The following is a 25,750-nucleotide window of genomic DNA, read 5'->3' as shown; positions in this document are numbered from 1 at the left end:
CCCCTGAAGACGTACGGCCTCAGCGGCCGACGGGCTCCCAGACCCAGTTCTGGCGTTCGTACAGGACTTCGAAGCCGATCCGCAGCATGTTGTGGAGCGAGGAGTTGCGGGTGCCGGGGGCCTCCGTGCCGGTCTCCGCGACCAGCCGGCGGCAACCGGCGGCATGGGCCGCCCGGGCGCGTGCGGCCAGGAGCGCCGACTGGCCGCCGAGACGGCGCGCGTGCGGCAGGGTGGTCGCGCCGAAGAACTGGGCGGCGCCCTCGCGGACGTGCATGGTGGCGGTCGCGACCAGGTCGTCGCCGTCCCAGACGGCGTGCGGGTACCAGCCCGGCCGGCCGACGGACGAGGCCACCATCTCCGCCATGTCCCCCTCCGGCATCCCGAAGCCACGCATCATGACCGACGCCCATTCCAAAGCCTGTTCCGCCTCCACGGGACCGACCCGCAGCTCCGTCTCCGGCTCCGTCCGCTCCTCGCTCCGGGCGACGGCCGCCTCCGTGTCACAGGCGAGTTTGACCCAGGGCGAACCCGCCGAGATGTTCATCTCCGCGCAGATGTCGGCCCAGTCCTCGGGCAGCACGGAGGGCGCTAGCTGGAGGACGGCCACCGGCGTCTCCTGCGACCGGTAGAAGTCGCAGACCTCCCTGATCAGCTCCGCGGTGATCGGCTCCTCGAAGCCGAGCCCCAGCACCTTGCTCCAGAACCGGCTGGGGTCGTTGCGCATCGACAACACGACCCCGCCCCCTGCTCGGAGCGCCTCCATGCCCAGGGCGGCTCGAATGTGCTCCGGAGCGCCGGTCTCGAAGTCGTACAGGGCCTCGGCCTCCGACTGTTCGGCGAGGGCGGGCGAAATGCGTGCGGTCACGGGCCATCCTTCAGCCAGGCGGGGTACGCGTCTGGTGCTACCTATAGTGCACAAACAACGCCAAAGTGATGATATGACCGTATTTTTGGCCGTATTTCTATCAAAAAATCATCCAGCTTGAGCCTGCCACCGACGGCGTGCCCAGGGAGCGCGGCGGGCTCCCTGGGCGGCAGGGGGGCGCGGGTCGCGAGCATGCGAGTGGCGGCGCCACCTGACGCCGCCACTTCGCGATCGACGCCCGGCTCTCCCCGGCCAGGCGGCCCCGGACATGTCACGGATCAGCCGCGAGGCGACGGCACGCCCGGGTGGAGTGCCGTCGGCTCTCGGCGATCGGAACCGCTCAGTCGTCGTCCTGACCGTCGGCGTCGTCGCCGGTATCGGTATCGGTCTCGCTCTCCTGCTCCAGGATCGCGCCGGTGGTGGCGTCGATCTCGAATTCGTGCTCGACGGCATCCTTGCGGAGCTCGATCTCCCAGGTGGCGGGGGTCTCGTCGCCGTCGAACTCGGCCTCGGCCAGCTGGGCGCCGGGCACCTTGTCCTGAGCGATCTTGATGGCCGCCTCCCGGTTGACCTTCGCCGCGGCCTCGCCGGGCTCGGGAGTCCGCGGAGCGGAGGTGGTCGTCCCCCCTGCGGGAGAGGGCGTCGCGTTCGCGGCGAAGGCGGCGCCGCCGCCGGCGACGACGGTGAGCAGTCCGGCGGTGGCCGCGGTGAGTCTCATTGTGTTTCTCATGCCTTGATCGTGTGGCCCGGCACGATAGAGCCACGCTGCGAGAACCCTAAGCGATGGTTAAGGCGACGCGGGAGGGCCGAAGGTCACCTCGACGGCGGCCCCGCCGCCCGGAGCCGTGCCCACGCTCAGCGAGCCGCCGGACGACTCCGCGGTACGGCGGGCGATGTCCAGCCCCAGCCCGGTGGAGTCGCCGCCGCTGCTGCCCCGCCCCAGCCGTTCGGCCCCGAAACCGGGTCCCGCGTCGGTCACGACCAGGCTCGCGCCGCCCCCGGCGCCGGAGGTGAGCCGCACACCGAACGGCACCCCCTCGGGAGTGTGCGCGAAGACGTTGCCGAACAGCGCGTCGACACACGCGGCCAGCTCGTTCGAGGCCACGGCGACCGGCAGAGAGCCCGTGGGGAGGTCGAGGCTCATCACCCGATCCTGGTCCTCGGCCAGGACCGACCAGAACCGTACGCGTCCGGCCACCACCGAGGTGGCGTCACACGACTCCCGCACGGGTGAACGCTGTCTGGCGGTGTTGATGATCGAGGTCACGGCCCGCTCCAGATCGTCCACCCGGGCTCCGATCTGCTTCGCCTCGTCGGAGTCGGTCAGGGCCTCGGCGTTCAGCCGCAGGCCGGTGAGCGGTGTGCGCAGGCGATGCGAGAGGTCGACGACCGACTCGCGTTCGGCGGCCAGCAGATCATCGATCCGCCCGGCGAGATGGTTGAGTGCCAGCGCCACCGACCGGACCTCCGGCGGCCCCTCCGGCGAGGCCCGGGCGGCCAGTTCTCCGCCCGCCAGGCGGTGCGAGACCTCGGCCAGCGCGGCGATCGACGTCGTCACGGTCCTGGCCAGCCTGTCCGCCAGGACGATACCGAGCACGGTCAGCGCCAGCCCGAGGACCAGCAGCCCGATCCACGCCTCCCGCACTCCCCGGTTGAGATCGGCCTCACTCACGAACACCCGGACCACCACCGCGCCCAGCGACGGGCTCTGCACCGAGACGAGGACCTCGTTGCCGCCGGGCACCCGCGCCGTGACACTGCGCCCCAGTGCCGCCAGGCGGACCGCGTCCGACCGGGGGACCGCCCGTCCGAGCATCCTGCCCCCGGGCAGGAAGACCGTCAGGGGATAACCTCCCGACACCGTGACCTGCTCGACCGTGAGCGCCAGCTCCTCGGGCGTCAGGGTGCTCACCGCCGCCGCGACCGACTCCGCCGCGTCGGTCGCGCGGTCGACGGCTCCGTTCTCGGCGACGGTGCCGATCAGCAACGCCATCGGCACGAGAAGCGCGATCAGCACCAGCGAGGTGGTGGCCGCCATCACCAGCGCCAGCCAGCGCCTCACGTGGGCTCGACCAGCTTGACACCGACCCCGCGTACGGTGAGCAGGTAGCGGGGGTTCTGGGCGGTCTCGCCGAGCTTTCGCCGCAACCACGACAGGTGCACGTCCACGGTTTTGTCGGCTCCGCCGTAGGGCACCTGCCAGACCTCGGTCATCAGCTCCCTCTTGGTCACCACCTCTCCCGTGCGGGTCGCGAGAAAGTACAGGAGGTCGAACTCGCGAGGCGTGAGTTCGAGCGGAACACCGTCCAGGACCGCGTCACGGGAGCGGGGATCCAGCCGCAGCCCAGCGACCGTGACCGACGTGTCGGGAGAACGGTCGTCGTCGCCCATGCGGCGCAGGACCGCCCGGACACGGGCGTCGAGCTGTGCCGCGCTGAACGGCTTGACCACGTAGTCGTCGGCCCCCGAGTTGAGGATGGGGACCATCTCGGCATCTCCGTCGCGAGCGGTCGCGACGATCACCGGCACCCTGCTCACGGCCCTGAGCATGGGCAGCAGTTCGGCCCCGTCGAGGTCGGGCAGCCCCAGGTCGAGCACGACCAGATCCGGCCGGTCACGCACGGCCAGGCGCAGACCGTCGAAGGCGGTGGGAGAGGAGGAGACGACGTGGCCGAGCTCGCGCAGACCTCGCGTGAGAGCGGTGCGGATCGTCACGTCGTCTTCGATGAGCAGAATTTCCGCCATGCGATGACACCGTAAACGGTAAATGAAGACATCGATGGCAGGATTGACGCTGTCTTAATCAGCCATAACTCCGGAGGGGAGAAAGCATGGCGGTGAGCCGGGTGAGCCGGCGGCTGCTGCTGGTCGTGGCCGGCTGGCTGGCCACGGCCCTCGTCGCGACCGCGGCGGGAGTCACCGTGCTGAACGTGCTGGGTGGGTCGCTGACCGGCGCGGGCGGCCACGCCCTGACGCCGGAGGAGGTCCGCGCCGAGTTGGCCGCCGCCTCTCCCCGTCCACCCCTGCCGTCCTCGGCCGACTCCCCGGGCCCGGCCGCTCACACGAAGGTGCTCAGCACCGGCGGCGGCACCGTGGTCGCGGTCTGCCGGGACGGGCTGGTCCGCCTACGCTCCTGGAGTCCCGCCCAGGGTTACTCCGTCGACGACGTCGAGCCGGGTCCCGCACGTCAGGCCGAGGTGGAGTTCGAGTCCGGCCGGTCCGAGCTCAAGGTCGAGGTCCGCTGCGGGGCCGACGGCCTTCCGGTCCACTTGGTGGAGTCCTAGCGACCAGGGCCCCGAGAAGTCGACGCCACCCGCCGGTCCCCGCTTCCCCCCGCGTTACCGCCCGGCCTCGCTCCGAGGTCAGGCGAGAACCGGTGCCGCTTCCCGCGCGATGCGACGTCGTGCGAGGAGGTCGACCACCGCGAGCACGATCGCGGCGACGCACAGGAGCCCGACCAGCGGGGCAGCCAGTTCCATGGCACGGTCGAGGCCGAGGCTGGTCGCCAGCTGACCGGCGCCGATGGCGGTCGCCGCCTGCAACAGGTAGGCGAAGAGGTACAGCAGTGAAAGGGTCGCGCCTCGGTGGGGCGCCGGCGCCGTACGGTTGATGAGCGACAGTCCTCCGGTGAAGGCGAACGAGTAGCCGATGCCTCCGACGACACACCAGAGAAGCAGCACCGCCAGGGAGCCGGTCGTCGCCGCCACCGCCATCAGCGCCAGGGCGACCATCGACACGATGCCGCCGACCACGACCGCCAGGTGCGCGTGGACGCGACTGAGGAACAGGGCCGTGACGCCGATACTGACCGCCGACGTCGAGAGGACCGCGCCGATGACAAGAAGGTTCGTCGTGCCGGTCAGCTGCCGTGCCATCTGGGCACCGAGCGAGAGGAAAATCGCCCCGCAGGAGTAGGCGACCGAGACCGACAGCGTCGACACGATGAACACGCGCAGGATTCCACCGGGCAGGTGAAGCCCCTGCGGCTTCCAGCGCGGACGGCCGGCGCCGGCGTCATCCGGCGTCATCCAGGTGAGCGCGTAGGCGGCGGCGCTGAGCAGGAACAGGACGGCGAAGCTGAGCACAAGCGGCAGCGGTGCCAGTTGTGCGAGAAGACCGGACAGAAAGACCGCCAGGGCAAGTCCGGCCGAGGTCGAGATGGTGGCGAGCGAGCTGGGGAGGCGGGCGTTGCCCGAGGTGTTGTTCTCCACCAGGGCCGCACTCGCCGCTCCGAGGGCGATGCCGGTTCCGATGCCCTGCATCACCCGGCCGGCGAACAGGAATCCGACGTTCGGGGCGAGCGCGAACACGACCGATGACAGGCCGATGAAAACGATGCCGAGCAGCATGGCGCGGCGACGGCCGATGCCGTCGGACAGCCCGCCGAAGAACAACAGGACGACCAGCAGCGCGAGGGGGTAGGCGCCGAACACGGACGTTATGACGACCTGGGGCAGATGCCACTGCGCCGCGTACAGCGGATAGAGGACGCTCGGCGCCCCGCTCGACCACAGGCAGAGCATGAGCACGGCCGCCGCCGACCAGAAGGTGCCGCCCCGGCCGAGGCGGAAGGTGTTCGTCATGGGAGCCAACCATACGGCCCTAGGTTGGATTATCCAACTTAAAAAATCTGTGTTGCGGATCCTCGATGAGGCGAGTTCGACCAGCCGGTGGGCCTCTTCCCCGGAGCCCCCCGGAGACGGCGCCCGCCGACCGGGCGGCGCGTTGAGAGTTCGAGAAAGTCGTACCCTGTGGGGATGCGCATCACGGACGGCACGGCTCCGACCTGTCAGGTCGCGAGGACCCTCGACGTCATCGGCGAAAAGTGGTCACTTCTCATCGTGCGGAACGCGTTGCGCGGCCAGACCCGTTTCTCGGAGTTCCGGGACCACATCGGCGCGCCCAGCGACATCCTCACCGCGCGCCTGGTCACTCTTGTCGACGCCGGGATCCTGGAGAAGCGGCCCTATCGCGAGCCCGGGCGTCGCGAGCGCTTCAGCTACCACCTCACCGAGAGCGGTGAGGGACTGCGCCTGGTGGTGGCGGCGCTCATCCAGTGGGGCGACACCTACAACCCCGCCCCGACAGGTCCGGCGATGCGGATCGTCGACCGCGAGACGAACGAGGGTGTCAGCCTCGCCTTCGTCGACGCCCACGGACGCCGCCTCGACACCCGCGACATCGCGATCACCTCGACCTCGGTCGTGGCCACGGCCGCGGCCACCTGACAGCGCCACGGCCCTCGACCGTCCCCGTTTTCCCGCTTCAGCCCTCGCGTGACTGATTTTCGCCGTCACCCCGCCGGCGGTGGCTCCGGTCCGACGCGGCCTTCCCGAGGAGAACCCGCCCGGCGCCTTTACGATGTAGATCAGATACGGGCGTTGACATCGTGTGGCGGGGGCTCCCGCCACGACGACCTCTTCCGCCGGTCCTCTTCGCGGACCTCCCTCAGGAGAAGCGGCGGCCCTCGTCACGGCGGTAGGCCCAGACGGCGAGAGCGGCGAAGACCACGACCCACACGCCCAGCATCACCAGGGAGAGCACGTTGGGGGCGAAGTCCGTACTCGCCACCCAGACCAGCTCGACCGCTCCCCGGGCCGGCAGGTAGGGGGCGATGATCTGGATGAACTCCGGGGCGCCCGCCGGAGGGCCGGTGAGCAGCCCGGCGCCCACGGCCATCGGGAAGAACACCACCTGGGCGACGACAACCGCGGCCTTGGACGGCAGCGCGTACCCGATGAACAGGCCGATCAGGGTGAACGGGATCGATCCCAGCAGCACGGCGGCCAGGCCGAGCAGCAGCTGTGCCGGGGTCACCGTCGCCTCGGTGAGGAAGGCCGCGATGAGCAGCACGGGAACGATCGCGATCGCCATGATCGCGATGACGCTGAGGATCCGACCGGCGAACCTGGCCAGCGGGCCGGCCGGCAGCGTGCGCAGGTAGGGGTCCCACGGCTGGGCCCGGTCCTCCGCCACCCCGATGCCGTAGGTGAACAGGCAGGCCGACATGACCGCGAAGACCATCATCGCTCCGGTGGCGTAGGTCGCCGCGACCGGGTCGTTTCCGGTGAACGGCACCACGAAGAACAGCATCGACATCGCGGGGAAGATCGCGCTCCCGATCACCGCGATCGGAACGCGGACCGTCTCCAGGAACTGGTACCGGGCATGGGTGAGAACAAGGGACATCGCAGGCTCCTATCGATGGACGGGCCGGTGGGTCAGGCCGTCTGGGATTCGCGGGCGGTGACGGTTTCGCGGGTGGTGATGGTGAGGAAGGCCTCTTCGAGGGAGGTGGGCCGGATCTCCAGGTCGGAGAAGGGGACATCGGCCAGGACCAGCTCGCGGACCAGGGCGTCGGCGTCGGTGGTGAGCAGGTGCGTACGGGAGCCGTCGCGCTCGACGCCGAGGACGCCGGGCAGATCGGGAAGCTCCGCGCTGGTCAGGGTGACGCGGCGGATGCCGACCAGACCACGGATCTCATCCATGGTGCCGTCGGTGAGCACCCGGCCTTCGCCGATCACCACGACCCGCTCGGCCAGCGCCTCGATCTCCTCCAGATAGTGGCTGGTGATGACCACGGTCCCGCCTTCGGCGTGGAACTGCCGGATCCCGTCCCAGAGCGCGCGGCGGGCCCCGACGTCGAGACCGGTGGTGGGCTCGTCGAGGAAGACCAGCCGGGGGTCGCCGACGAAGGCCAGCGCCACCGCCAGGCGTCGCTTCTGCCCGCCGGACAGCCCGCCGATCTGCCGCCGTACGAGGTCGTCGAGGCCGAACCGCCCCAGCAACGCTCCCCGATCGACGGCGGCGGGGAAGTGCGCCGCCACGAAGTCGACGCACTCGCCGACCCGGAGCGTCGGCGGCAGGCCGGTCTCCTGCGGGGTGACTCCGATGCCGCGGCGCCGGACCGGGTCCAGGGGTGAGCCGCCGAGCAGCTCGACGGTGCCCGACGTCGGCCGCCGCAGCCCGGCGAACAGGTTGACCAGGGTGGACTTGCCCGCGCCGTTCGGCCCGAGCAGTCCGACCAGCTCTCCGGCGTGGATGTCGATGGAGACCCGGTCCAGTGCCGTCACCGCGCTGTATTTCCGGGTGACCTCGATGGTGCGAGCCAGGATCTCTGCCATGGGGGGTCCTCTTCTACGTTTTCTTCTACGTCAGGTCGAGTAGTTCGCGGATGGCGGCGGTGTAGTCCTCGAAGGCACGGCGCCCCTGACGGGTCAGGGCGACGTAGGTCACCGGGGTGCGCACCCGGTGGGTCTTGACGATTTCCACGTAGCCGGCCTCCTCAAGCTTGGTGAGGTGCACCGACAGGTTTCCCGCGGTCATTCCGAGCAGGTCCTTCAGCCCGGGGAAGGTGATCTGGTTCTCCTCGCCCAGGGCGTTGAGCGTGGTCATCACCCGCAGGCGGGCCTGCGCGTGGATGACCGGGTCGAGGTCGCGCGGCGCGGTCATGCCCTGTCCCGCTGCCGCCACCACTGCACCACGCCGACGACGACGAACCCGCCGCCCGCGCCGACGGACATGAGCAGGGCGTGGAGGCCGGGGCCTCCCACCGCGCCGATCACGTTGAGCACCGCGACTCCCGCGCCGAGGAAGAACATCATCGGCCTCCGCCAGATCGCGCCTCCGGCCATGTAGAGGACGGCCACGATCGTCATGGACATCACTCCCCAGAGCAGGCCGCTCTCGTCCGGCGGCAGCAGAAGGCTGAGCCGGCTGCCGAGCGCGCCCATGCAGGCGAAGCCGAACGCCCAGGCGAAGCCGTACATCGTGCCCCGCACCGAGGCCTCGCCCCGCACCTGGCCGGCCGCCCCCTTCCGCTGCGCGAAGGAGCTGATCGCCATGGCCAGGATCATGAGGGGGAACAGCACCGCCAGCGCCATGTTCTGGGTGATGGAACCGTAGGCGTAGTGCACGAACAGGGCGCCGAACCCGGCCAGCCAGGCGACTCCCCACGAGGTGTAGATCATCAGCGGGTCGCCGCCGAGCCGCACGCTCGTCCTGGCCTGCTGCCCCTCGATCAGCCGGAGCGTCTCCTCCGGACTCAGAGGCCTCTCGTCGTCCTCAAGCCGGTCCATGAGCCCACCCTCAAACTAGTTTGCGCTTCAAACTCTTGGTTTGAAGCGTAAACCACGCTGTGGTGCAAACTCAAGGGAGATTGCCGGTTTTCCGCGAAATGTCCGGGGTGAGCCGTCAGGGGGTTCTCTGGGTGAGGACCGGCGTCTCACTGCCGGCCGGGGTGAGCAGCAGGAACCGCTGCCGATCCCGGTTCGCGCTCGCGGGGGTCAGCACCTCCCGCAACGGGCCGATCGCCTGCGCGACCTGCGCCCCGGCAAGGTTCGTCTTGAAGGTGGCGAGCTCTTCCTTCCGCCCGAACGGGGCGGTCCGGGAGGTCACCAGCCAGAGCGTGTACAGCTTTCCCGGTTGCAGGCCGGACGCCGCGATCTGCACGGTGTCCGTCGGGCCCATCGAGTTCACGGAGACCGTAGCGTGCGCCGGGTTCTCACCGCCTCCCGGCGCGGTCAGGAAAAGGTGCCCGGCGCTGCCGGCCTCGCCGAGCGGCTCCAGGTTGGAGGTGCCGTCGCCGGACGGAACGGCCCGGGGAACGTAGACGAGGGCCTGCGGCTGCTGGCCGATGGGAATGGGAGCCTTCGTGAGGACCGTGTTGGTGAGCGTGTCGATCGCCATGACCGCGTCCTGGTTCTCCAGCCCGACGTAGACCCGCGTGCCGTCCCCCGATCCCCAGATGCCGTGCGGCAGGTCTCCGGTGGGGATGGCGGCGACCTGCTCCGGCCGCTCACCCCGGCGATAGACCTTCACCGTGTTCTCCCCGCCCACCGTCACGTAGGCGAACCTGCCGTTGGCGTTGTCCACGACCGTGACGTGGTTGGAAATGGGGCCGGTGTCGAGCGTGGCAAGGATGCGGAAGGGCGGCCGGCCCGTCATCACCTGCGTTTTCCCCGAGTCCTTGAGGGTGAACCAGACCTCCGTTCCGTCCCGGCTCACCGCCAGGTTCGGCGAGAACGGGCTCGCCTGGGGGACGCGGGCCACGACCCTGTGGCTCCGAGTGTCCACCACGTCCACTTCGGGGGTGAAGCTGGAGGGCACGAAGGCGTAGCGCCCGTCGGGGCGGAACAGCACCATGCCCGGCCCGTTGGCGGTCGGCACACGACGGATCTCCCTCATTGCCACCGGATCGATCACCGAGACGTAGTTCTCGCCGCGCACCGTCGCCCAGATCTCCTTGCCGTCGGGCGTGAAGAACGCCTCGTGCGGTGAGCGCCCGATGTAGACGACGCCTTTGACCTTGTTGGTCGCCGTATCGATCAGGGTGACCGAGTTTGAGCCGATGGAGACGACCGACAGCGTCCGGTGGTCCGGCGAGAAGCCCATGCCGTGCACCAGCAACTGGCCCCTGTACAGCGGGCTGAGCGCGCCGGGCACCGTGTCGCCGAGGCGGATGACGCCCAGCAGCTTGTTGGAGACGGGGTTGATCACGGACACGGTGTTCGAGGTCTGGTCGGCGGTGTAGACCCGGTCCTGGGCGGAAACCGGTATCCGAGCCGGCGGCTGCCGTTGTTCACGCGCCGGTGCGCTCGGTTCCTGCCGCGCCGTGCTCGGCTGCGGTGCGCTCGCCGTACCCGGCTGTGGTGCGCTCGCCGCGCCCGGTCGCGACGCGGCCGACCGGCGGCGCATCACGTCCATCTCCTGCCGCTGCGTAACGATGATCTCCTGAGCCAGCCTTCGCAGGACGGGATCGTCGCCGCCGTACGCCAGGAAGGCTCTGGCCATGTCAACCGCGCCCCGGTGGTGCGGGATCATCATGGCGGAGAAGTCATGATCGGGGTCGCCCGTCATGGGCGCGGCCGTCATGCTCCTGTTCATCGCCTCCATGCTCCGGGCCATCTCCCGCGCGAACGCCGACCTCGCGTCCGGGTGGGCCCCGTGCTCGTGTTGCGACGCGGCCCGCGGCCCCGCCTGGGGCTGGGCCTGGCATCCGATCGCGCCGAAGACGCAGAGCGCCGCCGTACCGAGAGCGCACAGCCTTCGCGAGGTGTTCGTCATCCGAAATCCCCCCGTCCCAGAAGACGCGCCGTCCGCGGCCCACTCCCCCGGACCCTGAAAACCGGACTCGGAATCGGCTCTGGCCGGCGGACGGTTCCAGCAAGTCCACACCTGCCGCGGGGCTTTCACATCCCCGAATCGTGTAATGGTCCGGCAGGCCTCCGGGGAGGATCAGACCGGATTTTGGCGCCGGGAACGCGATCTTGACGACGATTTGATGACGGCGGGCATTTGCCCTGATCGAGGGCCATGGCGTGCCTGCTCATGCCCGTGGATTTCCCCTCTGATGAGCACGTAGCCCGCTACCGCCGGTTACGGGATGAGGTGACGATTGCTCCGTCCTCCCGGCCCCTCAGGCTCTGTCGTGGAGGGGCCCTCGTCGGCTGGTCAGCTCACCTCGTGCGACAACGAGGCCGGGTTCAGGCGGATCAGGGTGATGCCGTACGCGATGATCCAGGCAACCCACATCAGCCAGCCGGCGAGGCCGAGGAGACCGAGGGGGCCGGTGTGGTCGATGACCAGGGGGGTGAGAGTGGCCGAGCCGAACAGCAGCGCGGCCGATGCCAGCCCCAGGGTGCCGTGCCACGGCCGGATGAGACCGGCGCGCAGGCCGGCGACGGACAGGCCGATGAGGGCGAGTGCCAGGAAGGTGCCGTTGAGGGTGAACAGCGCGTCGTGCAGGGCCCACAGTCCCCCGGCCGTGGCGCCGTCGCGCGCGGCCGTCGACGTGAGCGCGAGGCGGGTCGCGATGACCGCGGCGAAGGTGGCGTTCTGCAGTGCCAGGCCGGTGAATCCGATCAGTGACCACGCTTCGCCCCGGCCGCGTTCGAAGCGCCGCAGCGCGGAGACCGCGCCCGCGCCGAACAAGGTGGCCAGGAGCCAGGCGGAGGGAGTGAGCGCGGACGCGATGGCCACGACCTCGCCCTCGGCGCCGAAGAACGCGTTGACCTCGCCGATCTCGGCACCGGTGAGCGGCAGGCCGGCGGGCACCATGATCGCGTTGGCGAGGACGATCGTGATGGCGAAGCCAAGAGCGGCGATGCCGGTGATTCGAGAGAAGCCCATGACTGCCTCCGTATTCATTTTTGACGTGATAGGGGCGAGCACGTGCCCTGAATTGCCACATGTCGGGACAACGGACCGTGGTGTCGGCGCGCGCTGGTCAGACGGTGCCTGCCGCGCAGACCAGGACGAAACCGATCAGCAGCAGCCAGGAGCGCACGCCCTGGAAGAACTCCCAGCGGCGGCGGGTCCGTTCCCATCCGGCGGGCGGGTTCGCCGGGTCCCAGCGTCCGGTGGCGATGTTGATCGGGACGTTGACGGCGACGGTGAACCCCACCGCGACGGCGAACGCGACCGCCGCGGACCAGGCGAGCCACCCGGGCCCGCCGCCCTCGATCGCGACGGCCACCGCGAGCACCACGCACAGCGTCATCCCGACCGGCATGACCCGCCCGAACGTCTTGAGCAGGCCCTTCTCGACGGTGATGCGTTCGGTGCCGGGCAGGTGGCGCAGCACAGGATGGACGAAGGCGTAGGAGCCGAACTCGGAACAGGCGACAAAACCGGTGACGGCCAGCGTGACGAAGACGAGCAGGTTCACGGCGACTCCGCGGGTAGTGGCCCCGGCGGCGACGCGGCTTTCACGGCGGTCAACGCCGTCTCGATCAGCGCGTCGGGCTCGGGCCATGGCATGTCGGGTTTGGTGATGCGCAGGTCGATGGCGCCGTGCAGGGAGGCCCACAGCTCGGTGGCCAGCACGAACGCCGCATCGCGGCGGGCGGGCGACAGGCACGCGCTGACCGCGTCGACCAGCACCTTGTAGGAGGCCGCGCCGGGATGCGCGGCGCCGGGCTCGAGCCCCAGCCCGGCCGGGCCCGCGTTCATGGCGCTGAACAGCACCCGGTAGTGCCCCGGCTGCTCCAGACCGCTCCGGACGTACGCCCTGGCGATCGCCTCGAGCCGCGCGACGGGGTCGCCGGCAGCGGACACGGCGGCGCTTTCGAGCCGCTCGGTGAACTCGGCGAACCGCTCGGCGATGACAACACGCAGCAACGACTCCTTGTCCGGGAAGTGCCGGTACACCGAGGGTGCGGTGACGCCTGCGGCGGCGGCGACGGCCCGCATGGTGAGCGCGTCGGCGTCGCCGAGCCGCGCCAGCAGGTCGGCGGCCACCCGGATCACCACTTCACGCAGCTCGTGCCCGGTGCCACGGCGCCTGCGGTGCGGTGCGGTCATGGGGTGCCGGTCCCGCCGTCCAGCATCACGCGGACCAGAACCCGGCCGCTCGCGACAGCCGCGTGTACGTCTGCGGTGTCCGGGGTGCCGTCCGCGCCGACCCGGACCCGCGCCCAGCGCCCGTACGCGCGGTGGTCACGCACGAGTGCGGTGAGCGCCTCGGCCACAACGGCAGGCTCGCGCACCGCCTCGGCCACCGCCGCGACCCGGCGGCCCCGCAGCCGCAGCTCCACCGGCGCCCCGCCGTCGAAGTTACGCCACCACTCCCCCTTCGTGGTGACCAGCAGCTCGCGGTCACGCTGGAGGTAGTTGACGGGGGTGACGTAGCGGGCGCCGCTGCGGCGCCCGGTGAAGCTCAGCAGGAGACTCCTCCGGCTCATCACCGGGTGCAGCGGCGAGGACAGGATCGCGGCCGGGATCCAGTTGCGCAGCGATGGGGTGGCCATCAGACGACACCGCCGGGGCGCGGCACACCCAGCCGCCGACCCATCTCGTCGGCCAGCGCCTGCAACGCCGCGAGCGGCCGGACGAACACCGTGAGATCCGAGATCCGCTCGTCCCGGTCCTGGCGGGCGACGAGCAGCCCGTCGGCCCGGCCGGGGTGGCCCGCGACCTGGGCGCTGAACATCAGAACCGAGGTGTCGCCGACGATGGTCGCCGACACCTCGATGTCGTGCAGCGCCCCGTCGAGCACGGCCCCGATGACGTGAGACGCGGCACCGATCCCCTCGATCGGCTCGTCGTGCACCGCCACCCGCAGGGTGACGTCCTCGGCCAGCACCGCGGACACGGCAGTGGCGTCCTCCGCGGCGAGCGCCCGTCCCAGCTGATCCAGCACTGCTCCCCCTCCCAGTAGGTTAACAATGGTTATAGTAACGCACGTTAACGTACTTCTGCAGGTTCCGTTGACGACTTCTTTCGACCGAATGCACGCCACCGACCAAGCCCGGCACTCGGGCCTGTGCCATGAAATGCGAACCTGCTGGGAGGAGCCGACCGGCCCGATCATCCCCGAGGGCTTCCAGGAGCCCGAAACCATGGGGGTGCACCCGTAGAGCCCTGCGCGTCGGCGTTCTGCGGCAAGGCCCGGATGCCCGCGGACCTCTTGCAGCGGGTCGTCCTCGAGGTGGGTCGCCCCGCCGAGCCGGGCGAGCCCTACGTCGAAGGTGTCAACGACGCCCGCGACGAGGAGCTCCTGAAGGGCTACGCGGTTCGCGGCAAGACGGTCGCGGCCGTGCGGCACCGGCGCGGGTTGAAGAGCGGTCCCGTGGTCAGGTCGGCGCGGCCTACTTCGTCCGGGGGCGGTTGCCCCACTTCGGCTTGCGGAACAGGTCGCGCCGCTCCAGGAGGTAGGCGAGCTTCGCGGCGGCGACCTTGACCGTCTCCTCGTACCGGTGCCGCTTCTGCGGGACGACCGCGCTCCAGTGTTCGAGCAGGACGGCCATCTCGTCGGCGATCTCGCCGATCACCCGGTAGCGGGTGCTGAAGGTGTAGAGGTCTCCGTGCACCTCGTTCACCAGCTCCTCGTCGACCCGCCGGGCCAGCGGCCTGATCTTCCTGAGGAGGTCGGTCTCCATGGCCGGGGTGACCGGCGCCCGGCGGGCGTCGCCGTCCGGAACCATGATGAGTGCCCGGATCCGCGCGATGGCCAGGGTCCGCTCCGTCTGCGGGGTCGCGGGATGCTCGGCGAGGTCCAGCAGACGCCGGAGAGTCTCCTGCGTCTTGTCGTCGAACATAGAAACCCAATCCGCCTTCGTGCCCTGTCGCACATGCCGCACAGGTGCGATCACATGTTATTCGACCGGGCGGTCCCCGTTCCCCGGCTCCAGGAGCCGGCGGCCCTGCGGCGGCGGCGCGATCGTCAACAACTCCTCCAACCTCGGCGTCACCGGGGCAGCGGGCATGGCCTCCTACAGCGCCGCCAAGCACGGCGTCGTCGGGCTCACCCGCTCGGCGGCACTCGACACGGCCGCGGCCGGCATACGGATCAACGCCCTGATCACCGGCGGCGTCGACACCCCGCTGCTGCGCGCCGGCATGGGCCCGAGCCCTGAGGAGTCCCTGCGCGTGGCCGGGGCGATGCACCTGGTCGGGCGGGTCGGCCGGCCGGACGAGATCGCGGCGTTCGTGGCGTTCCTGCTGAGCGACGAGGCCAGGTTCGTCACCGGGGCCGCGCTCGCGATCGACGGCGGGCTGACCGCCGCCTGACGACGGATCCCTGCCGGTGCCGTCACCGAACCGAGTCGCCCGTGCGATCTCCGTCGGCGGATGATCTCGATAGGCGGCTGATGATAGATGATGAAAGGCCCAATTTCATTCCCTCCATCAAATCCGGTATTCAACGGCCTTTTTACTGGACCATTTGCGCGAATAGCCCTACTTTTCCATTTTTCTCCTAATACAGTCCAGCCTTGTCGGGCGGTGGCCACCCTTCGGGGAGGGGCGTAGGAGAGTGGACGGGGTGGCTGACGGCCATGGATCCGATCGGTAACGATCTGCTCAGAATCATGGAGCCGGAACTCGGATACCGGGAGGGGCCCGGCCTGCACAGCAAGTTCGGCGAGTGGTACTCGCTCACGGTCGACCAGGACGCCCAGTACAAGACGGCCCCCTGGTGCGACATGTTCATCGCCTGGGCGGCGGAGCAGGCGGGCGTCAAGGAATTCGTCGGCCAGTTCGCCTGGACGCCCTCCCACGCCCGCTGGTTCGAGACGCAGGGCGCGTGGTCACAGACGCCCGAGGCCGGGGCCCTGATCTTCTTCGACTGGTCGGGCGGCAAGGACATCACGGGCATCGACCACGTGGGCATCGTGGAGCGACTGGAGAGTGGAACGATCCACACCATCGAGGGAAACGTCGACGGTGTCTGGCTCAAGCGCAAGGAACGCGACGAGAGCAAGGTCGTCGGCTACGGGCTGCCGCGCAAGGTCAAGGAGAACCTGACCGGCGTCACGACAGGGAAGGACGTGTCCACCCTGCAGGCGGCGGGGCGGATCGAGGTCCGCCCCGCGCTCGTGCCCGGTTCCATGATCCTGACCGACTACTCCGGGACGTCCCCGATCTCCCTGGAGGTGGCCCCCGTCGCGGCGCTGCTGACCTTCATCCTCGGCATGACGTTCATCCTGTCCAGGCTGCGTCCCCACACCTCGACGGGGCGTCACCGCAGGAGGCGCGGGCGGCGTGAGCCGTACGGGCTTGATTAATAAGGTTAGGCAAAGCTAAGTTGCTCGCGACGATGTTCCCGAGCGAAGGCGACGCGATGACAGCCGGCAGCGATCAGACCCTAGAGCGTGCGACGGAGGTTCCCGCCTACCGCCCCTTCTCCGTGGAGGTCCTGCGTACGCGACGGCTCAGCCCGAGCTTCGTCCGGGTCACCTTCGGTGGCGAGGAGCTGTCCGACTTCGCCGACGAGGGCTTCGACCAGAGGATCAAGGTGGTCTTCCCGCTGCCCGACGGCGGCTTCACCCCCGTCGGCGGCGGCGACGACTGGTACCGGCGCTGGCGTGCGCTCCCCGCGGAGCTGCAGAACCCGATCCGCACCTACACCGTGCGCGCCGTACGGCCGGAGCTGCGCGAGCTCGACGTCGACTTCGTACTCCACGGCGAGACCGGTCCCGCCTCCCGATGGGCGATCCGCGCCGCCCCCGGCCACCGGGCCGTGGTGATCGGTCCCAACGCCGCCTACCCCGGCCCCACCGGCGGTCAGGAGTGGGCTCCGCCCGCCGGGGCGGCGCACCTGCTGCTGGTCGGCGACGAGACGGCCGTCCCCGCCGTCACCACCATCGCCGAGGCGCTCTCCGGCGAGGTGCGGGCCACGGTCCTGCTCGAGGTTCCCGGCCCCGGCGACGTGCTCCCCCTCGACGTCCGGCCGGGAGTGGAGGTCATCTGGCTGTCCCGCGACGGAGCCGGCCACGGCGACCTGCTCATCCCCGCCGTCCGGGGCGTCCTCGCCGGGATCACCGGGCCCGCCACGGCGGCGAGAACGGGCGCGGTCACATTGGAGGACGTCGACATCGAGGTGGAGACCCTCTGGGACGTCCCGGAGGTCCCCGGCGGCGACGGCCTCTACGCCTGGCTGGCGGGTGAGGCCGGCATGGTCAAGCTGCTCCGCCGCCACCTCGTCCAGGAGGCGGGGATCGACCGGTCGTCGGTCGCCTTCATGGGCTACTGGCGGCTGGGACGTTCGGAGATCGGCTGAGCCCCTGCCGAGGAGGCGAGCGGGCGCCGTCAGATCGGGCGCCGTCAGATCGGGCGCCGTCGGCCCGGTCGCCTCCTCGGCAGCTCCTCGGCGGCGAGCGTCCGGCCGCCTCCGCGGTGACCACGCCCGGCCGTGGATCACCCCGTGGATGCCCCCACGCGGTGCTCCTGCGGGCTGATGCCGCGCACGCGCTTGAAGGCGGTGCTGAGGGCGAAGGAGCTGCCGTAGCCGACCTGCCTGGCCACCGCGCCGACGGTGGCGTCCCCCTCGCGCAGCAGATCGGCGGCCATGGCCAGCCGCCAGCCCGTGAGGAACGCCATGGGCGGCTCACCGACCAGCTCGGCGAAGCGGCGGGCCAGCCCCGCGCGGGACACGCCGACCCCCGCGGCCAGCGTGGCCACGGTCCAGGGATGGGCCGGATTGTTGAGCAGCATCCGCAGGGCCTTGCCCACCACGGGGTCGCCGTGGGCCCGATACCAGGCAGGGGCCTCGGCCGCCTGGAGGGAGAACCAGGCTCGCAGGACGGCGATGAGCAGCAGGTCCAGCAGCCGGTCGAGAACCGCCTCCTGGCCGGGCTCGTCCTTGACGATCTCGGCGGCGAGCAGCGGGACGAGGGGGCAGTCCCAGGCGTCCTCCGCCAGGACCAGCAGCGGGGGCAGCGCCTCGAGCAGCCGCTGGCTGATCTCCCCGCTCATCTGGTAGGTGCCGGTGAGCATCATCGTCGAGCCGTCCGGGCTCTCGCCCCAGGTGCGGACGCCCAGATCCATCGCCTGCGCCAGGTCCTCCCCCTGCGGGGTGGCGCAGCGCTGCCCGGGGTGGATCACGATCTGGGGCGACGTCGCCGGGTCGTCGGCGACGGTGTACGGCTCGGGACCGCGCACGATCGCGACGTCGCCGGGGCGCAGCAGCACGGACTCGCCCCCGTCGGGGATCACCCATGCCTCGCCTCGCACGATGGCCACGAGGGTGAGCGGCGCCTGGTCCTGGATGCGCAGGGACCAGGGCGGATCCATGATCGAGCGGAGGAGGAACGCTCCTCTGGCCCGAGGTCCGTCCAGAAGGCCGGTGAATGCGTCCATGCGCCTCAGTTTAGACGCAGGAACATGGAACTGAGCCTCTCAACCATGTTCCGTCTCACTGCACGGCACTTTACTGATGGCATGGAAAACAACGCGCACAGGCAGAAGACGACCCTGGTCCTCGGCGGCACGGGCAAGACCGGCCGCAGGGTGGCGGAGCGGCTCACTGCGGCCGGCCTGCGGCCGCGGATCGGTTCCCGCTCGAGCGAGCCGCCGTTCGACTGGGAGGATCCGGCCACCTGGGCACTCGCGCTGAAGAACGTCGACGCGGTATACCTGGCCTACCAGCCGGACCTGGCGTTCCCCGGAGCCGTCACCGCGGTCCGTTCGTTCACCGCGCTGGCGGTCGAGAGCGGCGTGCGGCAACTGGTGCTCCTGTCCGGCAGGGGCGAGGAGGAGGCCGGGATCAGCGAGCAGACGGTGCGCGACTCCGGCGCCGACTGGACGATCCTGCGGTCGAGCTGGTTCTGCCAGAACTTCAGCGAGGACTACCTGCTGGAGCCGGTGCTGGCCGGCGTGATCGCGTTCCCGGCCGGGGACGTGGCGGAGCCGTTCGTCGACGTCGAGGACATCGCGGACGTCGCGTTCGCGGCGTTGACGGAGGACGGACACTCCGGGCAGCTCTACGAGCTGACCGGCCCCCGGCTGCTGACCTTCGCGGACGCGGCCGCGGAGATCGCCGCGGCGTCCGGCCGGGAGGTCCGCTACGTGCCCGTCTCCCCCGAGCAGTACGCGGCCGAGCTGGCGGAGCACGGCGTGCCGGCCGAGTACGCGGCATCGCTTCTCGACCTGTTCACCGGGGTTCTGGACGGCCGCAACGCCCACCTGACGGACGGCGTCCGGCGCGCCCTGGGCAGGGAGCCCCGGGACTTCGCCGACTACGCGCGGGCCACCGCCGCCACCGGCGTCTGGGACGGCCGGTAGGGCGACCGCGGCCGCGCACGAGCCGGACGCCGCCCTTCCTCGCGACCGCCCGGGGAGGCATGATCTCCGCGAGAAGCGCGTCCGATTTTGTGCTGGAAATTCAATTCATGTCATGGAGGATTAAATGTTGGGGTTGTTCCGAAGTGTGGTGCTGGTCGCGGCCACGGTGACCGTGGGACTCATGGCGGGCCTCTTCTACGCCTACGCCAATTCCGTCATGATCGGGCTGGGCCGGGCGAGCGACCGGACCTTCGTCGAGGCGATGCAGCGGATCAACACGGCGATCCTCAACGGCTGGTTCTTCGTGTGCTTCCTCGGCGCGCTGGTGCTGACCATCCTGGCCGCGGTGCTCCATCTCTCCGAGGACCGGCGATCCGTACTGCCCTGGATCCTGGCCGCGGTCGTCCTGTACGGGGCGCAGCTCGTCATCACCGCCGCCGTCAACGTACCGCTCAACAACATGCTCGACGCCGCCGGAGATCCTCGCCACATCACCGACCTCGCGGCGGTGCGCGAGCAGTTCGAGGCGACATGGGTCCGCTGGAACCTCATCCGCGCGGTGACGTGCACGGCCGCGTTCGGCTGCCTCACCTGGGCCCTCGTGCTGTACGGACGCCTCGCGACGCCGGGCGGGTCGTAATCTCCGACCGTTCCTCGTGCGCCGTCTTCATGATCGGGGGCGGGCGGCGCACGAGGAGCGGTTCACATCCGCGGAACCGGCCAAGCCCACCGCAGCGGGCCGGCCGGTTCCGCTCAGTCGTGGCCGGCCCAGAACCGCTCCAGTTCCCCGCAGATGAAGTCGGTTCGCTCCTGGAACACCCCCCCTTGCGCTGGGACCTTCCCCGCGTCCGCCATACGCGGGCAACGATCCCGCAATACTCCGTCCCACAGCGGAAGGGTCATCTTGCCGCCCTCCCGTACCGGGCGAGGACGGCTGCGCCGACCGGCTCGGCCGACAGGCACTCCAGGTACGCGGGAGGTTCGCCGACGGAGAAGAACCGCCGGCCGCTGCCGAGAACCGTGGGAAAGGTCAGGAGCCGGTACTCATCGATCAGGTCGTCGGCCATCAGCGCACGCACGACGCTCAAGCTGCCGGTGATGATCACATCGCGCTGCTCGCGTTTGACCGCGTCGATGAGGTCACCGTCGATGACCTTCGAGTTCGCCCATGCCGAGGTGTCGGTCAGCCTACGAGAGGCGACCAGCTTCGGCACGGCGTTCATCCGCGCGGAGAACGCGTCATCGCGCCCCGGCCACAGCCGCGAGAACAGCTGCCAGGTCGTACGCCCCAGCAGCATGACGCCGTCGTCCAGCGTGCTCCCCAGCCGGAACTTGTCCCCGGCGACGGTCTCGGGCCCGTGCCGGAACGCCCAGCCCCCGGCCGGTGTGCCTCCGGAACCGTCCGGGTCGGACACGATCCCGTCCAAGGTGATGAACTGAATGACGATGACGCTCACGATGAGTGGCCCTTTCGATCGATGCTCACCTGTACGTACCGGCGGCATCGGCCCGGCTCATCGCGCCCGGCCGAATTCGTCGAAAAAATCTGCCGGGGCAGGCCAAAAGCCTCGAACACACCGGGATCGGCGAACCCGACGTTGCGGATGACAAGGCCGCCGTCCGCGCCTCTGGAGGTCTCCGAACCGCCGCGTTGGACGCGCCGGAGTCACACTTCAAGAAAGGGCGTTTGTGTGCCATAGTGCGCATTGGGGCTTATATGTGACTTTGTACGCAGAAAAGTACATTTCACCCATCTAGCTTGAGGGTGCGCGTTGAGAACAGCGCGCACCACTCAAGGGGGAAATGACATGAAGATCACACGAAGCCTGGCGACGGCGGCCGCGACTCTGGCGATCGCCGGTGGCATCATCGCCTCCACCGGCGGAGCCGCCTCGGCCGCCACCGCGACCACCGCGAGCACCGCGAGCACCGCGAGCACCGCGGCCGTCTCGGCCGCCACGGTCAGCGCGAGCCAGACCGTGGCGGTGAGCACATCCAACCGCGGCGAGCGCTACCGCTTCGACGGGCACCGCTTCTACCGGTGGTTCAACGGTGGCTGGAGGGCCGTGTCCTTCGATTACGCCCGCTCCCACCACTACGACCGCAACCACCGCGACCGCGACTACGACCGCGACCACAACCGCCGCGACCACAACCGCCGCGACCACGACCGCCGCGATAACGACCGCCGTGACCACAACCGCGGCGACCGGCACTGAGAATTGTCGCGACAGGCGCTGAGGACCGAAGGCCGGCCTCGCATGGCCCGAGTGCCTGCGGTCAGGCGGCGGGTGTGTCGACGGAGATGACGGTGTCGCGCCAGGCGTCGAGTTCGGCGAGGCGAGCTTTGAGGGCGGTGCGCATGTCGTTGGCGCCGATGGCCGGGCGCAGCGGAGGCTGCTCGCTGTCGACGACTTCGAGGAGGGCGGCGCGCTCGGAGGAGTCGAACGCACCAGGCGGCGGTTCGCCCAGTTTCGAGGAGGGCGGCGGCGCGCTCGGAGGAGTCGAACGCCCTGGGCGGCGATTCGCCCAGTTGCCGCTGTATGGCCCGGACGGTCTGGTCGTGGTCCTGAAGAGCGGACCGCGCCAACTGCGTACGGCGGCGACCGCCTGGTCGTTCGCCGCCACCGGCGGGATGGCGCACGGAGCCGACATGATGGAACGGGGGCTGCTCGCCGGCCGAAGCGCATGACCTGAGCCGGCGGCAGCCCGGACGGATCCCGAAATCGCCGTACCGCTTTCGGGAACCGCGGGCACGCGGGAAGGCAACAACGGGTGTCCTGACCGAGAGCCGAGAGGCCGGATATGAGCGAAACGAGCCGGACCCGGACGGGAGACCGTGACGTCTTCCCCGCCGACGGGGCGGGGTATCGCGGCTTCTTCCCCGCCGACGAGGCGGAGGCCGACGACGCCCTCCTCATCGAGCGGTCCCGGCGGGAGCCGGAGGCGTTCGCCGGGGTCTTCCACCGGCACGCACCGGAGATCAAGCGCTACGTCACCCGGCGGCTGGGAGCCGACGCGGCCGAGGACGTCGTGGCGGACACCTTCCTGGCGGCGTTCCGCGGGCGGGAGGGCTACGACCCGTCGCAGCCCAGCGCGCGCCCGTGGTTGTACGGCATCGCGACCAACCTGATCAGGCGGCACAAGCGCGTCGAGGTGCGGCAGCTGCGCGTTCTCGAACAGACCGGCGTCGATCCGGTGACCGTCCCGTTCACCGAACGCAGCGACGAGCGGCTGAGCGCCGACGCCGTGCGGCGGAGGCTGGCGGCCGCCCTGGCGAGGCTGCCCGCGGGCCACAGGGACGTGCTGCTGCTGGTGACGTGGGGCGGCCTGACCTACGTGGAGGCCGCCCAGGCGATGGACATCCCGGTGGGCACGGTCCGCTCGCGCGCCAACCGGGCCAGGAGCAAGGTGCGCAGGGAACTCGGCGGAGTCGACCCCACATCCGTCAGCGAGGAGACCTTCCATGAATGAGATGACCCAGTTGAACCGGCTGCGCTCGGAAGTGCCCCGGCCGGACCCGGCGGAGCTGCGCGCCGAGGAGCAACGGCTGTTGTCGGAGATCGCCGCCTTCGGCGCCTCGCCCCCCGCTCGTCGAGCCACGCGCCCGCCCGGCCGGACGTACCGCCTGCCGGACCGCCCGGTGGGCCTGCGGGGGATTCTCCGGGTGAACCTCAGGACGAGCCTCGCCATCGGGGTCACGGCCACCGCGATCACGGGAATCGCGTACTTCGCCCCTCTCTCGCCGGACAGGGGATCCGCCGTCCAGGTGGCGCCCGTGGCGATGTCGGCGATCCTCCAGCGGGCCGCCGACACCGCGAGCGAGCGGGACGATCTGGCCCCGAAGCCCGGACAGTTCCTCGCCTACGAGTTGCAAATCATGTTCCCGGTCAAGCTGAAGGAGGGCGGCAAGGACGTCCGCTACCTGGATCGCAGCCTGTTGAAGGTGTGGCTGCCGGTCGAGGGCTCGCCCCTGGACGGGGTCGTGTCGAGCGAGCATCTCGCGCCCAAGCCGTTCCCGGGAGAGCCGCTGCCCGCCGAGGCCAGGCGGCGGGAGGGAGGCATCGCGGAGCCGTCGAAGCCCACGGGCTACGACATCCGTCCCGACTACCGGCGCACCGACTACGCCCACCTGAGCCGGTTGCCCACCGATCCCGCGGGAATGCGCGAACACCTCTACCGGGGCCTGGAACAGGACCCCCTGGCCGACTACACGGCGTGGGGGAACGTCGGCTCGATGATCACGCAGGCGTACATGCCGTCCGCCCAGCGGGCCGCGCTGTTCCGGGCGGCCGGCACGATCCCCGGCGTCGAGACCGTCGACGAGGCCGAGGACGCCGCCGGGCGCAGGGGGGTCGCGGTGGCCATGGTCAACAAGTTCGGCGGGGTACGGCACGAGTACATCTTCGACTCCACCACCTACCTGTATCTGGGTGAGCGCGTCGTCGTGGTGGACGCGGCTACGGCGGGAGCGCCCGAGGGCACCCTGCTGACCTCGACGGCGCAGCTGAAGGTCGAGGTGGTCGACCACGCGCCCGAGGCGCGGACCGGGTAGGGGTCCCGGCAACGCCGCTGACCGTTCCGTTGTCGTTCAAGCCCCGACGCTCGGCTGTCTGTTCCGCTGTCCGGCGTCCATCGATGATCGGTCACGGTCCGAACCAGACCAAGACATCCCGTAGCCGCCGCTTGCGGGTCCAGCCGATATCACCTACGCGACATCGGGCCGCGTCATCAGCGGCGACCGCAGATGCAACACCAGACCGGGGCCGGTCAGGGGCACGGTGCTCCACGTCGCGACCGCTGTGCCCGCACCGGCGTCGACCACCAGCCGGACCCGGTGCGGGGTGGTGATGACGTAGAGGTCGGCGACGAACGTGTCGCCCTGCCAGGCGCCGGCCGCGACGACGGGGCGGCCGAGCGGTGAGCTTTCCCGCCATTCGCCGTGGCCGGCCTCGACGTCGAGGGACGACCCGAGTCGCAGGAGCCACCCGCCGTCCACGGGATCGACGATCACCGTGGTTCCGTCGGGCAGAGCCGAATCCCCGGCGGAGGCGTCGAGGCTCGCCCTGACGGAACGCTCCGGGGCGGCCGAACCCGGCACCGGCGCGAACGACAGCCGCCGCAGCCGATCGGCGAGGATCTCGTCGTCCCGGACGCTTCCCGCGTGGTCCAGGCCGGGCAGCAGGCACTCCCATACTGCGTCGAGCACCGCCTGTGCCCTCGTGTGGGCGCCGGTCACGGCGACCACGAGATCGTGCGACGGGACGACCACGCAGAGCTGGCCGAAGGAGCCGTCACCGTGGTGACCGTGACGCGACACCCAGAACTGGTAGCCGTAACCGCACAGGTAGTCGGCGTCCCCCGACCCGTCCTCGAGGTGCAGGGTATCGATGTGCCGCCTGGTCGCGAGCTCCACCCATTCGCGCAGGACGAGCCGCCGGTCGCCCCACAGGCCTCCGCGCAGCAGCAGTTCACCGAAGGCGGCGACGGCCTCGGTCGTGAGGTGCAGTCCGTGGAATCCGAAGGCGGCACCGCTCGCCACCCGGTCCCATTCGGCGTGGTCGACGCCCATCGGCGTGAAGAGGCGCTCGTCGAGCAGTTCCGGGAGGCCGTGGCCCGTGACCCGTTCCACCATCCGGGCCAGAATGAAGGTGGTCGGATTGTCGTAGGTGTGCCGTGTTCCCTCGGTCTCGGGAAACGGTACGCGCAGGAAGCCCTTCACCAGGTCGTCCGGTTCCAGTCGCCAGGCCTCGGCGAGGCTGTCCGTACGGTGTCCGGTCGTCATGGACAGCAGGTGGTGAACGGTGAGGCGGCGTCCCTGCTCCGAGATGTCTGCCGGAACGTGGTCGGGCAACACGTCCACCACCCGATCGTCCAGCGAGAGCAGCCCGTCGGCGATCGCGAGCCCCACGGCGATCGAGGTGAACGACTTGGTCAGCGAGTAGAGGAGGTGCGGGCGCTCAGCCGAGTACGGCGCCCACCAGCCTTCGGCGACGACGCGACCGTGGCGCACGACCATGAGGGAGTGACACTCGATGGACTGCGCTTCGAGCCGGTCCAGCAGCGCGGTGACCGCGCGGGACGACATCCCCGAGGCGGCCGGTGTCGACCGTGGCAGCAGGGCGCGTTGAGAAGGCATCCAGGCACCCTAAAACAGAACCGCCCCATCGGGTCGGCCGGCAGCGCCGCGCCGGCGACCGGCAGACCCGCGATCCCGGCGAACACGCTGATCGCACCTGACGCCAACGGCGATGTCGCACCACGATGTCGCGAACCCGTTACCCCATGACTTAACGGGACGCGGCAGGTATCGGACGACCATACGCCGATGGACGGGGAATCATCTGGTCGCATCCGGTCGGCGGCCGATCGCCGTGATCA

The 25,750-nt window shown here is 70.2% G+C and carries 30 protein-coding genes; 10 read left to right on the top strand and 20 right to left on the bottom strand.

Annotated elements, in window-relative coordinates:
* Nucleotides 1–19: 19 nt before the first annotated feature.
* The 4 genes from DKM19_RS20015 to DKM19_RS20000 all read right to left on the bottom strand — a co-directional run bounded on the left by DKM19_RS20015 (nt 20) and on the right by DKM19_RS20000 (nt 3,610).
* Nucleotides 20–865, bottom strand: coding sequence for a GNAT family N-acetyltransferase (locus DKM19_RS20015; protein ID WP_110697305.1), 846 nt, complete (start codon nt 863–865; stop codon nt 20–22).
* Between the two features lie 340 nt (nt 866–1,205).
* A complete protein-coding gene (locus DKM19_RS20010) occupies nt 1,206–1,595 on the bottom strand; it encodes a PepSY domain-containing protein (protein ID WP_110697303.1) in 390 nt (129 codons plus the stop codon).
* A gap of 57 nt (nt 1,596–1,652) precedes the next feature.
* Nucleotides 1,653–2,927, bottom strand: coding sequence for a HAMP domain-containing sensor histidine kinase (locus DKM19_RS20005; RefSeq protein ID WP_110697301.1), 1,275 nt, complete (start codon nt 2,925–2,927; stop codon nt 1,653–1,655).
* Entirely contained in the window at nt 2,924–3,610 is a 687-nt protein-coding gene (locus tag DKM19_RS20000; protein WP_110697299.1) for a response regulator transcription factor, read from the bottom strand. Before DKM19_RS20000 ends, DKM19_RS20005 begins: the two co-directional genes overlap by 4 nt.
* An 86-nt stretch (nt 3,611–3,696) precedes the next feature.
* On the opposite strand from DKM19_RS20000, the gene DKM19_RS19995 reads away from it, so the two are divergent.
* Nucleotides 3,697–4,149: a hypothetical protein gene (locus DKM19_RS19995; RefSeq protein WP_110697297.1), complete on the top strand. Its 453-nt coding sequence runs from the start codon at nt 3,697–3,699 to the stop codon at nt 4,147–4,149.
* 78 nt (nt 4,150–4,227) lie between these two features.
* Here DKM19_RS19995 and DKM19_RS19990 read toward each other — a convergent pair whose 3' ends face one another.
* Nucleotides 4,228–5,448, bottom strand: coding sequence for an MFS transporter (locus DKM19_RS19990; protein WP_204358885.1), 1,221 nt, complete (start codon nt 5,446–5,448; stop codon nt 4,228–4,230).
* 174 nt (nt 5,449–5,622) lie between these two features.
* On the opposite strand from DKM19_RS19990, the gene DKM19_RS19985 reads away from it, so the two are divergent.
* Nucleotides 5,623–6,093, top strand: coding sequence for a helix-turn-helix domain-containing protein (locus DKM19_RS19985; RefSeq protein WP_110697295.1), 471 nt, complete (start codon nt 5,623–5,625; stop codon nt 6,091–6,093).
* Between the two features lie 220 nt (nt 6,094–6,313).
* On the opposite strand, the gene DKM19_RS19980 is transcribed toward DKM19_RS19985, so the two are convergent.
* From DKM19_RS19980 to DKM19_RS51800, 11 genes are all read right to left on the bottom strand, one after another.
* A complete protein-coding gene (locus DKM19_RS19980; protein ID WP_110697294.1) occupies nt 6,314–7,054 on the bottom strand; it encodes an ABC transporter permease in 741 nt (246 codons plus the stop codon).
* Between the two features lie 32 nt (nt 7,055–7,086).
* Nucleotides 7,087–7,989, bottom strand: coding sequence for an ABC transporter ATP-binding protein (locus tag DKM19_RS19975; protein ID WP_110697292.1), 903 nt, complete (start codon nt 7,987–7,989; stop codon nt 7,087–7,089).
* A gap of 25 nt (nt 7,990–8,014) precedes the next feature.
* On the bottom strand, nt 8,015–8,317 hold the full coding sequence (locus DKM19_RS19970) for a transcriptional regulator (protein ID WP_089209182.1): 303 nt from the start codon (nt 8,315–8,317) through the stop codon (nt 8,015–8,017).
* Nucleotides 8,314–8,943: a transporter gene (locus DKM19_RS19965; RefSeq protein ID WP_110697290.1), complete on the bottom strand. Its 630-nt coding sequence runs from the start codon at nt 8,941–8,943 to the stop codon at nt 8,314–8,316. Before DKM19_RS19965 ends, DKM19_RS19970 begins: the two co-directional genes overlap by 4 nt.
* 115 nt (nt 8,944–9,058) lie before the next feature.
* The gene (locus DKM19_RS19960; protein WP_110697288.1) at nt 9,059–10,930 is read right to left on the bottom strand and encodes a DUF305 domain-containing protein; all 1,872 of its coding nucleotides are present in this window, start codon (nt 10,928–10,930) and stop codon (nt 9,059–9,061) included.
* A 387-nt stretch (nt 10,931–11,317) separates the two neighbouring features.
* Entirely contained in the window at nt 11,318–11,995 is a 678-nt protein-coding gene (locus tag DKM19_RS19955) for a hypothetical protein (protein WP_204358884.1), read from the bottom strand.
* A 97-nt stretch (nt 11,996–12,092) separates the two neighbouring features.
* Nucleotides 12,093–12,533 carry a DUF1772 domain-containing protein gene (locus DKM19_RS19950; protein ID WP_204358883.1) on the bottom strand — a complete coding sequence of 147 codons (441 nt, stop codon included), beginning with the start codon at nt 12,531–12,533 and terminating at the stop codon, nt 12,093–12,095.
* Complete coding sequence (locus DKM19_RS19945) at nt 12,530–13,168, bottom strand: TetR/AcrR family transcriptional regulator (RefSeq protein ID WP_110697286.1); 639 nt, start codon at nt 13,166–13,168, stop codon at nt 12,530–12,532. Before DKM19_RS19945 ends, DKM19_RS19950 begins: the two co-directional genes overlap by 4 nt.
* Nucleotides 13,165–13,614 carry a nitroreductase/quinone reductase family protein gene (locus DKM19_RS19940; RefSeq protein WP_110697284.1) on the bottom strand — a complete coding sequence of 150 codons (450 nt, stop codon included), beginning with the start codon at nt 13,612–13,614 and terminating at the stop codon, nt 13,165–13,167. Before DKM19_RS19940 ends, DKM19_RS19945 begins: the two co-directional genes overlap by 4 nt.
* On the bottom strand, nt 13,614–14,006 hold the full coding sequence (locus DKM19_RS19935; RefSeq protein WP_110697282.1) for a hypothetical protein: 393 nt from the start codon (nt 14,004–14,006) through the stop codon (nt 13,614–13,616). The genes DKM19_RS19940 and DKM19_RS19935 overlap by 1 nt, the downstream gene beginning before the upstream one ends.
* A gap of 448 nt (nt 14,007–14,454) precedes the next feature.
* Nucleotides 14,455–14,904, bottom strand: a complete 450-nt coding sequence (locus DKM19_RS51800) for a hypothetical protein (protein ID WP_239514342.1) — start codon at nt 14,902–14,904, stop codon at nt 14,455–14,457.
* Nucleotides 14,905–14,923: 19 nt separating this feature from the next.
* Between DKM19_RS51800 and DKM19_RS19920 the strand changes: the two genes are divergently transcribed.
* The 3 genes from DKM19_RS19920 to DKM19_RS19910 all read left to right on the top strand — a co-directional run bounded on the left by DKM19_RS19920 (nt 14,924) and on the right by DKM19_RS19910 (nt 17,366).
* Nucleotides 14,924–15,376, top strand: a complete 453-nt coding sequence (locus tag DKM19_RS19920; RefSeq protein WP_239514341.1) for an SDR family NAD(P)-dependent oxidoreductase — start codon at nt 14,924–14,926, stop codon at nt 15,374–15,376.
* A gap of 299 nt (nt 15,377–15,675) precedes the next feature.
* The gene (locus DKM19_RS19915; protein WP_162641625.1) at nt 15,676–16,371 is read left to right on the top strand and encodes a CHAP domain-containing protein; all 696 of its coding nucleotides are present in this window, start codon (nt 15,676–15,678) and stop codon (nt 16,369–16,371) included.
* A 56-nt stretch (nt 16,372–16,427) separates the two neighbouring features.
* Nucleotides 16,428–17,366, top strand: coding sequence for a siderophore-interacting protein (locus DKM19_RS19910; protein ID WP_110705829.1), 939 nt, complete (start codon nt 16,428–16,430; stop codon nt 17,364–17,366).
* Between the two features lie 137 nt (nt 17,367–17,503).
* Here DKM19_RS19910 and DKM19_RS19905 read toward each other — a convergent pair whose 3' ends face one another.
* Nucleotides 17,504–18,445 (bottom strand): AraC family transcriptional regulator, encoded by a 942-nt coding sequence (locus DKM19_RS19905; protein WP_110697273.1) that lies wholly within the window; start codon nt 18,443–18,445, stop codon nt 17,504–17,506.
* An 81-nt stretch (nt 18,446–18,526) separates the two neighbouring features.
* Between DKM19_RS19905 and DKM19_RS19900 the strand changes: the two genes are divergently transcribed.
* The gene (locus DKM19_RS19900) at nt 18,527–19,369 is read left to right on the top strand and encodes an NAD(P)H-binding protein (RefSeq protein WP_204358882.1); all 843 of its coding nucleotides are present in this window, start codon (nt 18,527–18,529) and stop codon (nt 19,367–19,369) included.
* A gap of 124 nt (nt 19,370–19,493) precedes the next feature.
* Entirely contained in the window at nt 19,494–20,009 is a 516-nt protein-coding gene (locus tag DKM19_RS19895) for a DUF1772 domain-containing protein (protein ID WP_204358881.1), read from the top strand.
* Between the two features lie 259 nt (nt 20,010–20,268).
* Here the strand turns inward: DKM19_RS19895 and DKM19_RS19890 are convergent, their stop codons facing one another.
* The gene (locus tag DKM19_RS19890) at nt 20,269–20,826 is read right to left on the bottom strand and encodes a dihydrofolate reductase family protein (protein ID WP_110697269.1); all 558 of its coding nucleotides are present in this window, start codon (nt 20,824–20,826) and stop codon (nt 20,269–20,271) included.
* 351 nt (nt 20,827–21,177) lie between these two features.
* On the opposite strand from DKM19_RS19890, the gene DKM19_RS49565 reads away from it, so the two are divergent.
* Nucleotides 21,178–21,588, top strand: a complete 411-nt coding sequence (locus DKM19_RS49565; RefSeq protein ID WP_162641146.1) for a hypothetical protein — start codon at nt 21,178–21,180, stop codon at nt 21,586–21,588.
* 61 nt (nt 21,589–21,649) lie between these two features.
* On the opposite strand, the gene DKM19_RS19880 is transcribed toward DKM19_RS49565, so the two are convergent.
* Nucleotides 21,650–22,024, bottom strand: a complete 375-nt coding sequence (locus DKM19_RS19880) for a hypothetical protein (RefSeq protein WP_110697267.1) — start codon at nt 22,022–22,024, stop codon at nt 21,650–21,652.
* A gap of 150 nt (nt 22,025–22,174) precedes the next feature.
* On the opposite strand from DKM19_RS19880, the gene DKM19_RS19875 reads away from it, so the two are divergent.
* Together DKM19_RS19875 and DKM19_RS19870 are read left to right on the top strand one after the other, a co-directional pair.
* The gene (locus DKM19_RS19875; protein WP_110697265.1) at nt 22,175–22,843 is read left to right on the top strand and encodes an RNA polymerase sigma factor; all 669 of its coding nucleotides are present in this window, start codon (nt 22,175–22,177) and stop codon (nt 22,841–22,843) included.
* The gene (locus DKM19_RS19870) at nt 22,836–23,924 is read left to right on the top strand and encodes a CU044_5270 family protein (RefSeq protein WP_239514340.1); all 1,089 of its coding nucleotides are present in this window, start codon (nt 22,836–22,838) and stop codon (nt 23,922–23,924) included. The genes DKM19_RS19875 and DKM19_RS19870 overlap by 8 nt, the downstream gene beginning before the upstream one ends.
* Before the next feature lie 153 nt (nt 23,925–24,077).
* Here the strand turns inward: DKM19_RS19870 and DKM19_RS19865 are convergent, their stop codons facing one another.
* Nucleotides 24,078–25,508: a serine hydrolase gene (locus DKM19_RS19865; protein WP_204358880.1), complete on the bottom strand. Its 1,431-nt coding sequence runs from the start codon at nt 25,506–25,508 to the stop codon at nt 24,078–24,080.
* Nucleotides 25,509–25,750 lie beyond the last annotated feature (242 nt).

Source organism: Streptosporangium sp. 'caverna' (genome assembly GCF_003203775.1).
Taxonomy (GTDB): domain Bacteria; phylum Actinomycetota; class Actinomycetes; order Streptosporangiales; family Streptosporangiaceae; genus Streptosporangium; species Streptosporangium subroseum.
The sequence above is the reverse complement of the archived record's forward strand: the minus strand, read 5'-3'. Positions and strand labels throughout refer to the sequence as shown.

Coding starts and splice junctions, on each gene's coding strand:
- DKM19_RS20010 (WP_110697303.1), bottom strand. CDS start 1,595: ATGAGAAACACAATGAGACTCACCGCGGCCACCGCCGGACTGCTCACC.
- DKM19_RS20000 (WP_110697299.1), bottom strand. CDS start 3,610: ATGGCGGAAATTCTGCTCATCGAAGACGACGTGACGATCCGCACCGCT.
- DKM19_RS19995 (WP_110697297.1), top strand. CDS start 3,697: ATGGCGGTGAGCCGGGTGAGCCGGCGGCTGCTGCTGGTCGTGGCCGGC.
- DKM19_RS19990 (WP_204358885.1), bottom strand. CDS start 5,448: ATGACGAACACCTTCCGCCTCGGCCGGGGCGGCACCTTCTGGTCGGCG.
- DKM19_RS19985 (WP_110697295.1), top strand. CDS start 5,623: ATGCGCATCACGGACGGCACGGCTCCGACCTGTCAGGTCGCGAGGACC.
- DKM19_RS19980 (WP_110697294.1), bottom strand. CDS start 7,054: ATGTCCCTTGTTCTCACCCATGCCCGGTACCAGTTCCTGGAGACGGTC.
- DKM19_RS19975 (WP_110697292.1), bottom strand. CDS start 7,989: ATGGCAGAGATCCTGGCTCGCACCATCGAGGTCACCCGGAAATACAGC.
- DKM19_RS19970 (WP_089209182.1), bottom strand. CDS start 8,317: ATGACCGCGCCGCGCGACCTCGACCCGGTCATCCACGCGCAGGCCCGC.
- DKM19_RS19965 (WP_110697290.1), bottom strand. CDS start 8,943: ATGGACCGGCTTGAGGACGACGAGAGGCCTCTGAGTCCGGAGGAGACG.
- DKM19_RS19960 (WP_110697288.1), bottom strand. CDS start 10,930: ATGACGAACACCTCGCGAAGGCTGTGCGCTCTCGGTACGGCGGCGCTC.
- DKM19_RS19955 (WP_204358884.1), bottom strand. CDS start 11,995: ATGGGCTTCTCTCGAATCACCGGCATCGCCGCTCTTGGCTTCGCCATC.
- DKM19_RS19945 (WP_110697286.1), bottom strand. CDS start 13,168: ATGACCGCACCGCACCGCAGGCGCCGTGGCACCGGGCACGAGCTGCGT.
- DKM19_RS19940 (WP_110697284.1), bottom strand. CDS start 13,614: ATGGCCACCCCATCGCTGCGCAACTGGATCCCGGCCGCGATCCTGTCC.
- DKM19_RS51800 (WP_239514342.1), bottom strand. CDS start 14,904: ATGTTCGACGACAAGACGCAGGAGACTCTCCGGCGTCTGCTGGACCTC.
- DKM19_RS19915 (WP_162641625.1), top strand. CDS start 15,676: ATGGAGCCGGAACTCGGATACCGGGAGGGGCCCGGCCTGCACAGCAAG.
- DKM19_RS19910 (WP_110705829.1), top strand. CDS start 16,428: ATGACAGCCGGCAGCGATCAGACCCTAGAGCGTGCGACGGAGGTTCCC.
- DKM19_RS19905 (WP_110697273.1), bottom strand. CDS start 18,445: ATGGACGCATTCACCGGCCTTCTGGACGGACCTCGGGCCAGAGGAGCG.
- DKM19_RS19900 (WP_204358882.1), top strand. CDS start 18,527: ATGGAAAACAACGCGCACAGGCAGAAGACGACCCTGGTCCTCGGCGGC.
- DKM19_RS19895 (WP_204358881.1), top strand. CDS start 19,494: ATGTTGGGGTTGTTCCGAAGTGTGGTGCTGGTCGCGGCCACGGTGACC.
- DKM19_RS49565 (WP_162641146.1), top strand. CDS start 21,178: ATGAAGATCACACGAAGCCTGGCGACGGCGGCCGCGACTCTGGCGATC.
- DKM19_RS19880 (WP_110697267.1), bottom strand. CDS start 22,024: ATGTCGGCTCCGTGCGCCATCCCGCCGGTGGCGGCGAACGACCAGGCG.
- DKM19_RS19875 (WP_110697265.1), top strand. CDS start 22,175: ATGAGCGAAACGAGCCGGACCCGGACGGGAGACCGTGACGTCTTCCCC.
- DKM19_RS19870 (WP_239514340.1), top strand. CDS start 22,836: ATGAATGAGATGACCCAGTTGAACCGGCTGCGCTCGGAAGTGCCCCGG.
- DKM19_RS19865 (WP_204358880.1), bottom strand. CDS start 25,508: ATGCCTTCTCAACGCGCCCTGCTGCCACGGTCGACACCGGCCGCCTCG.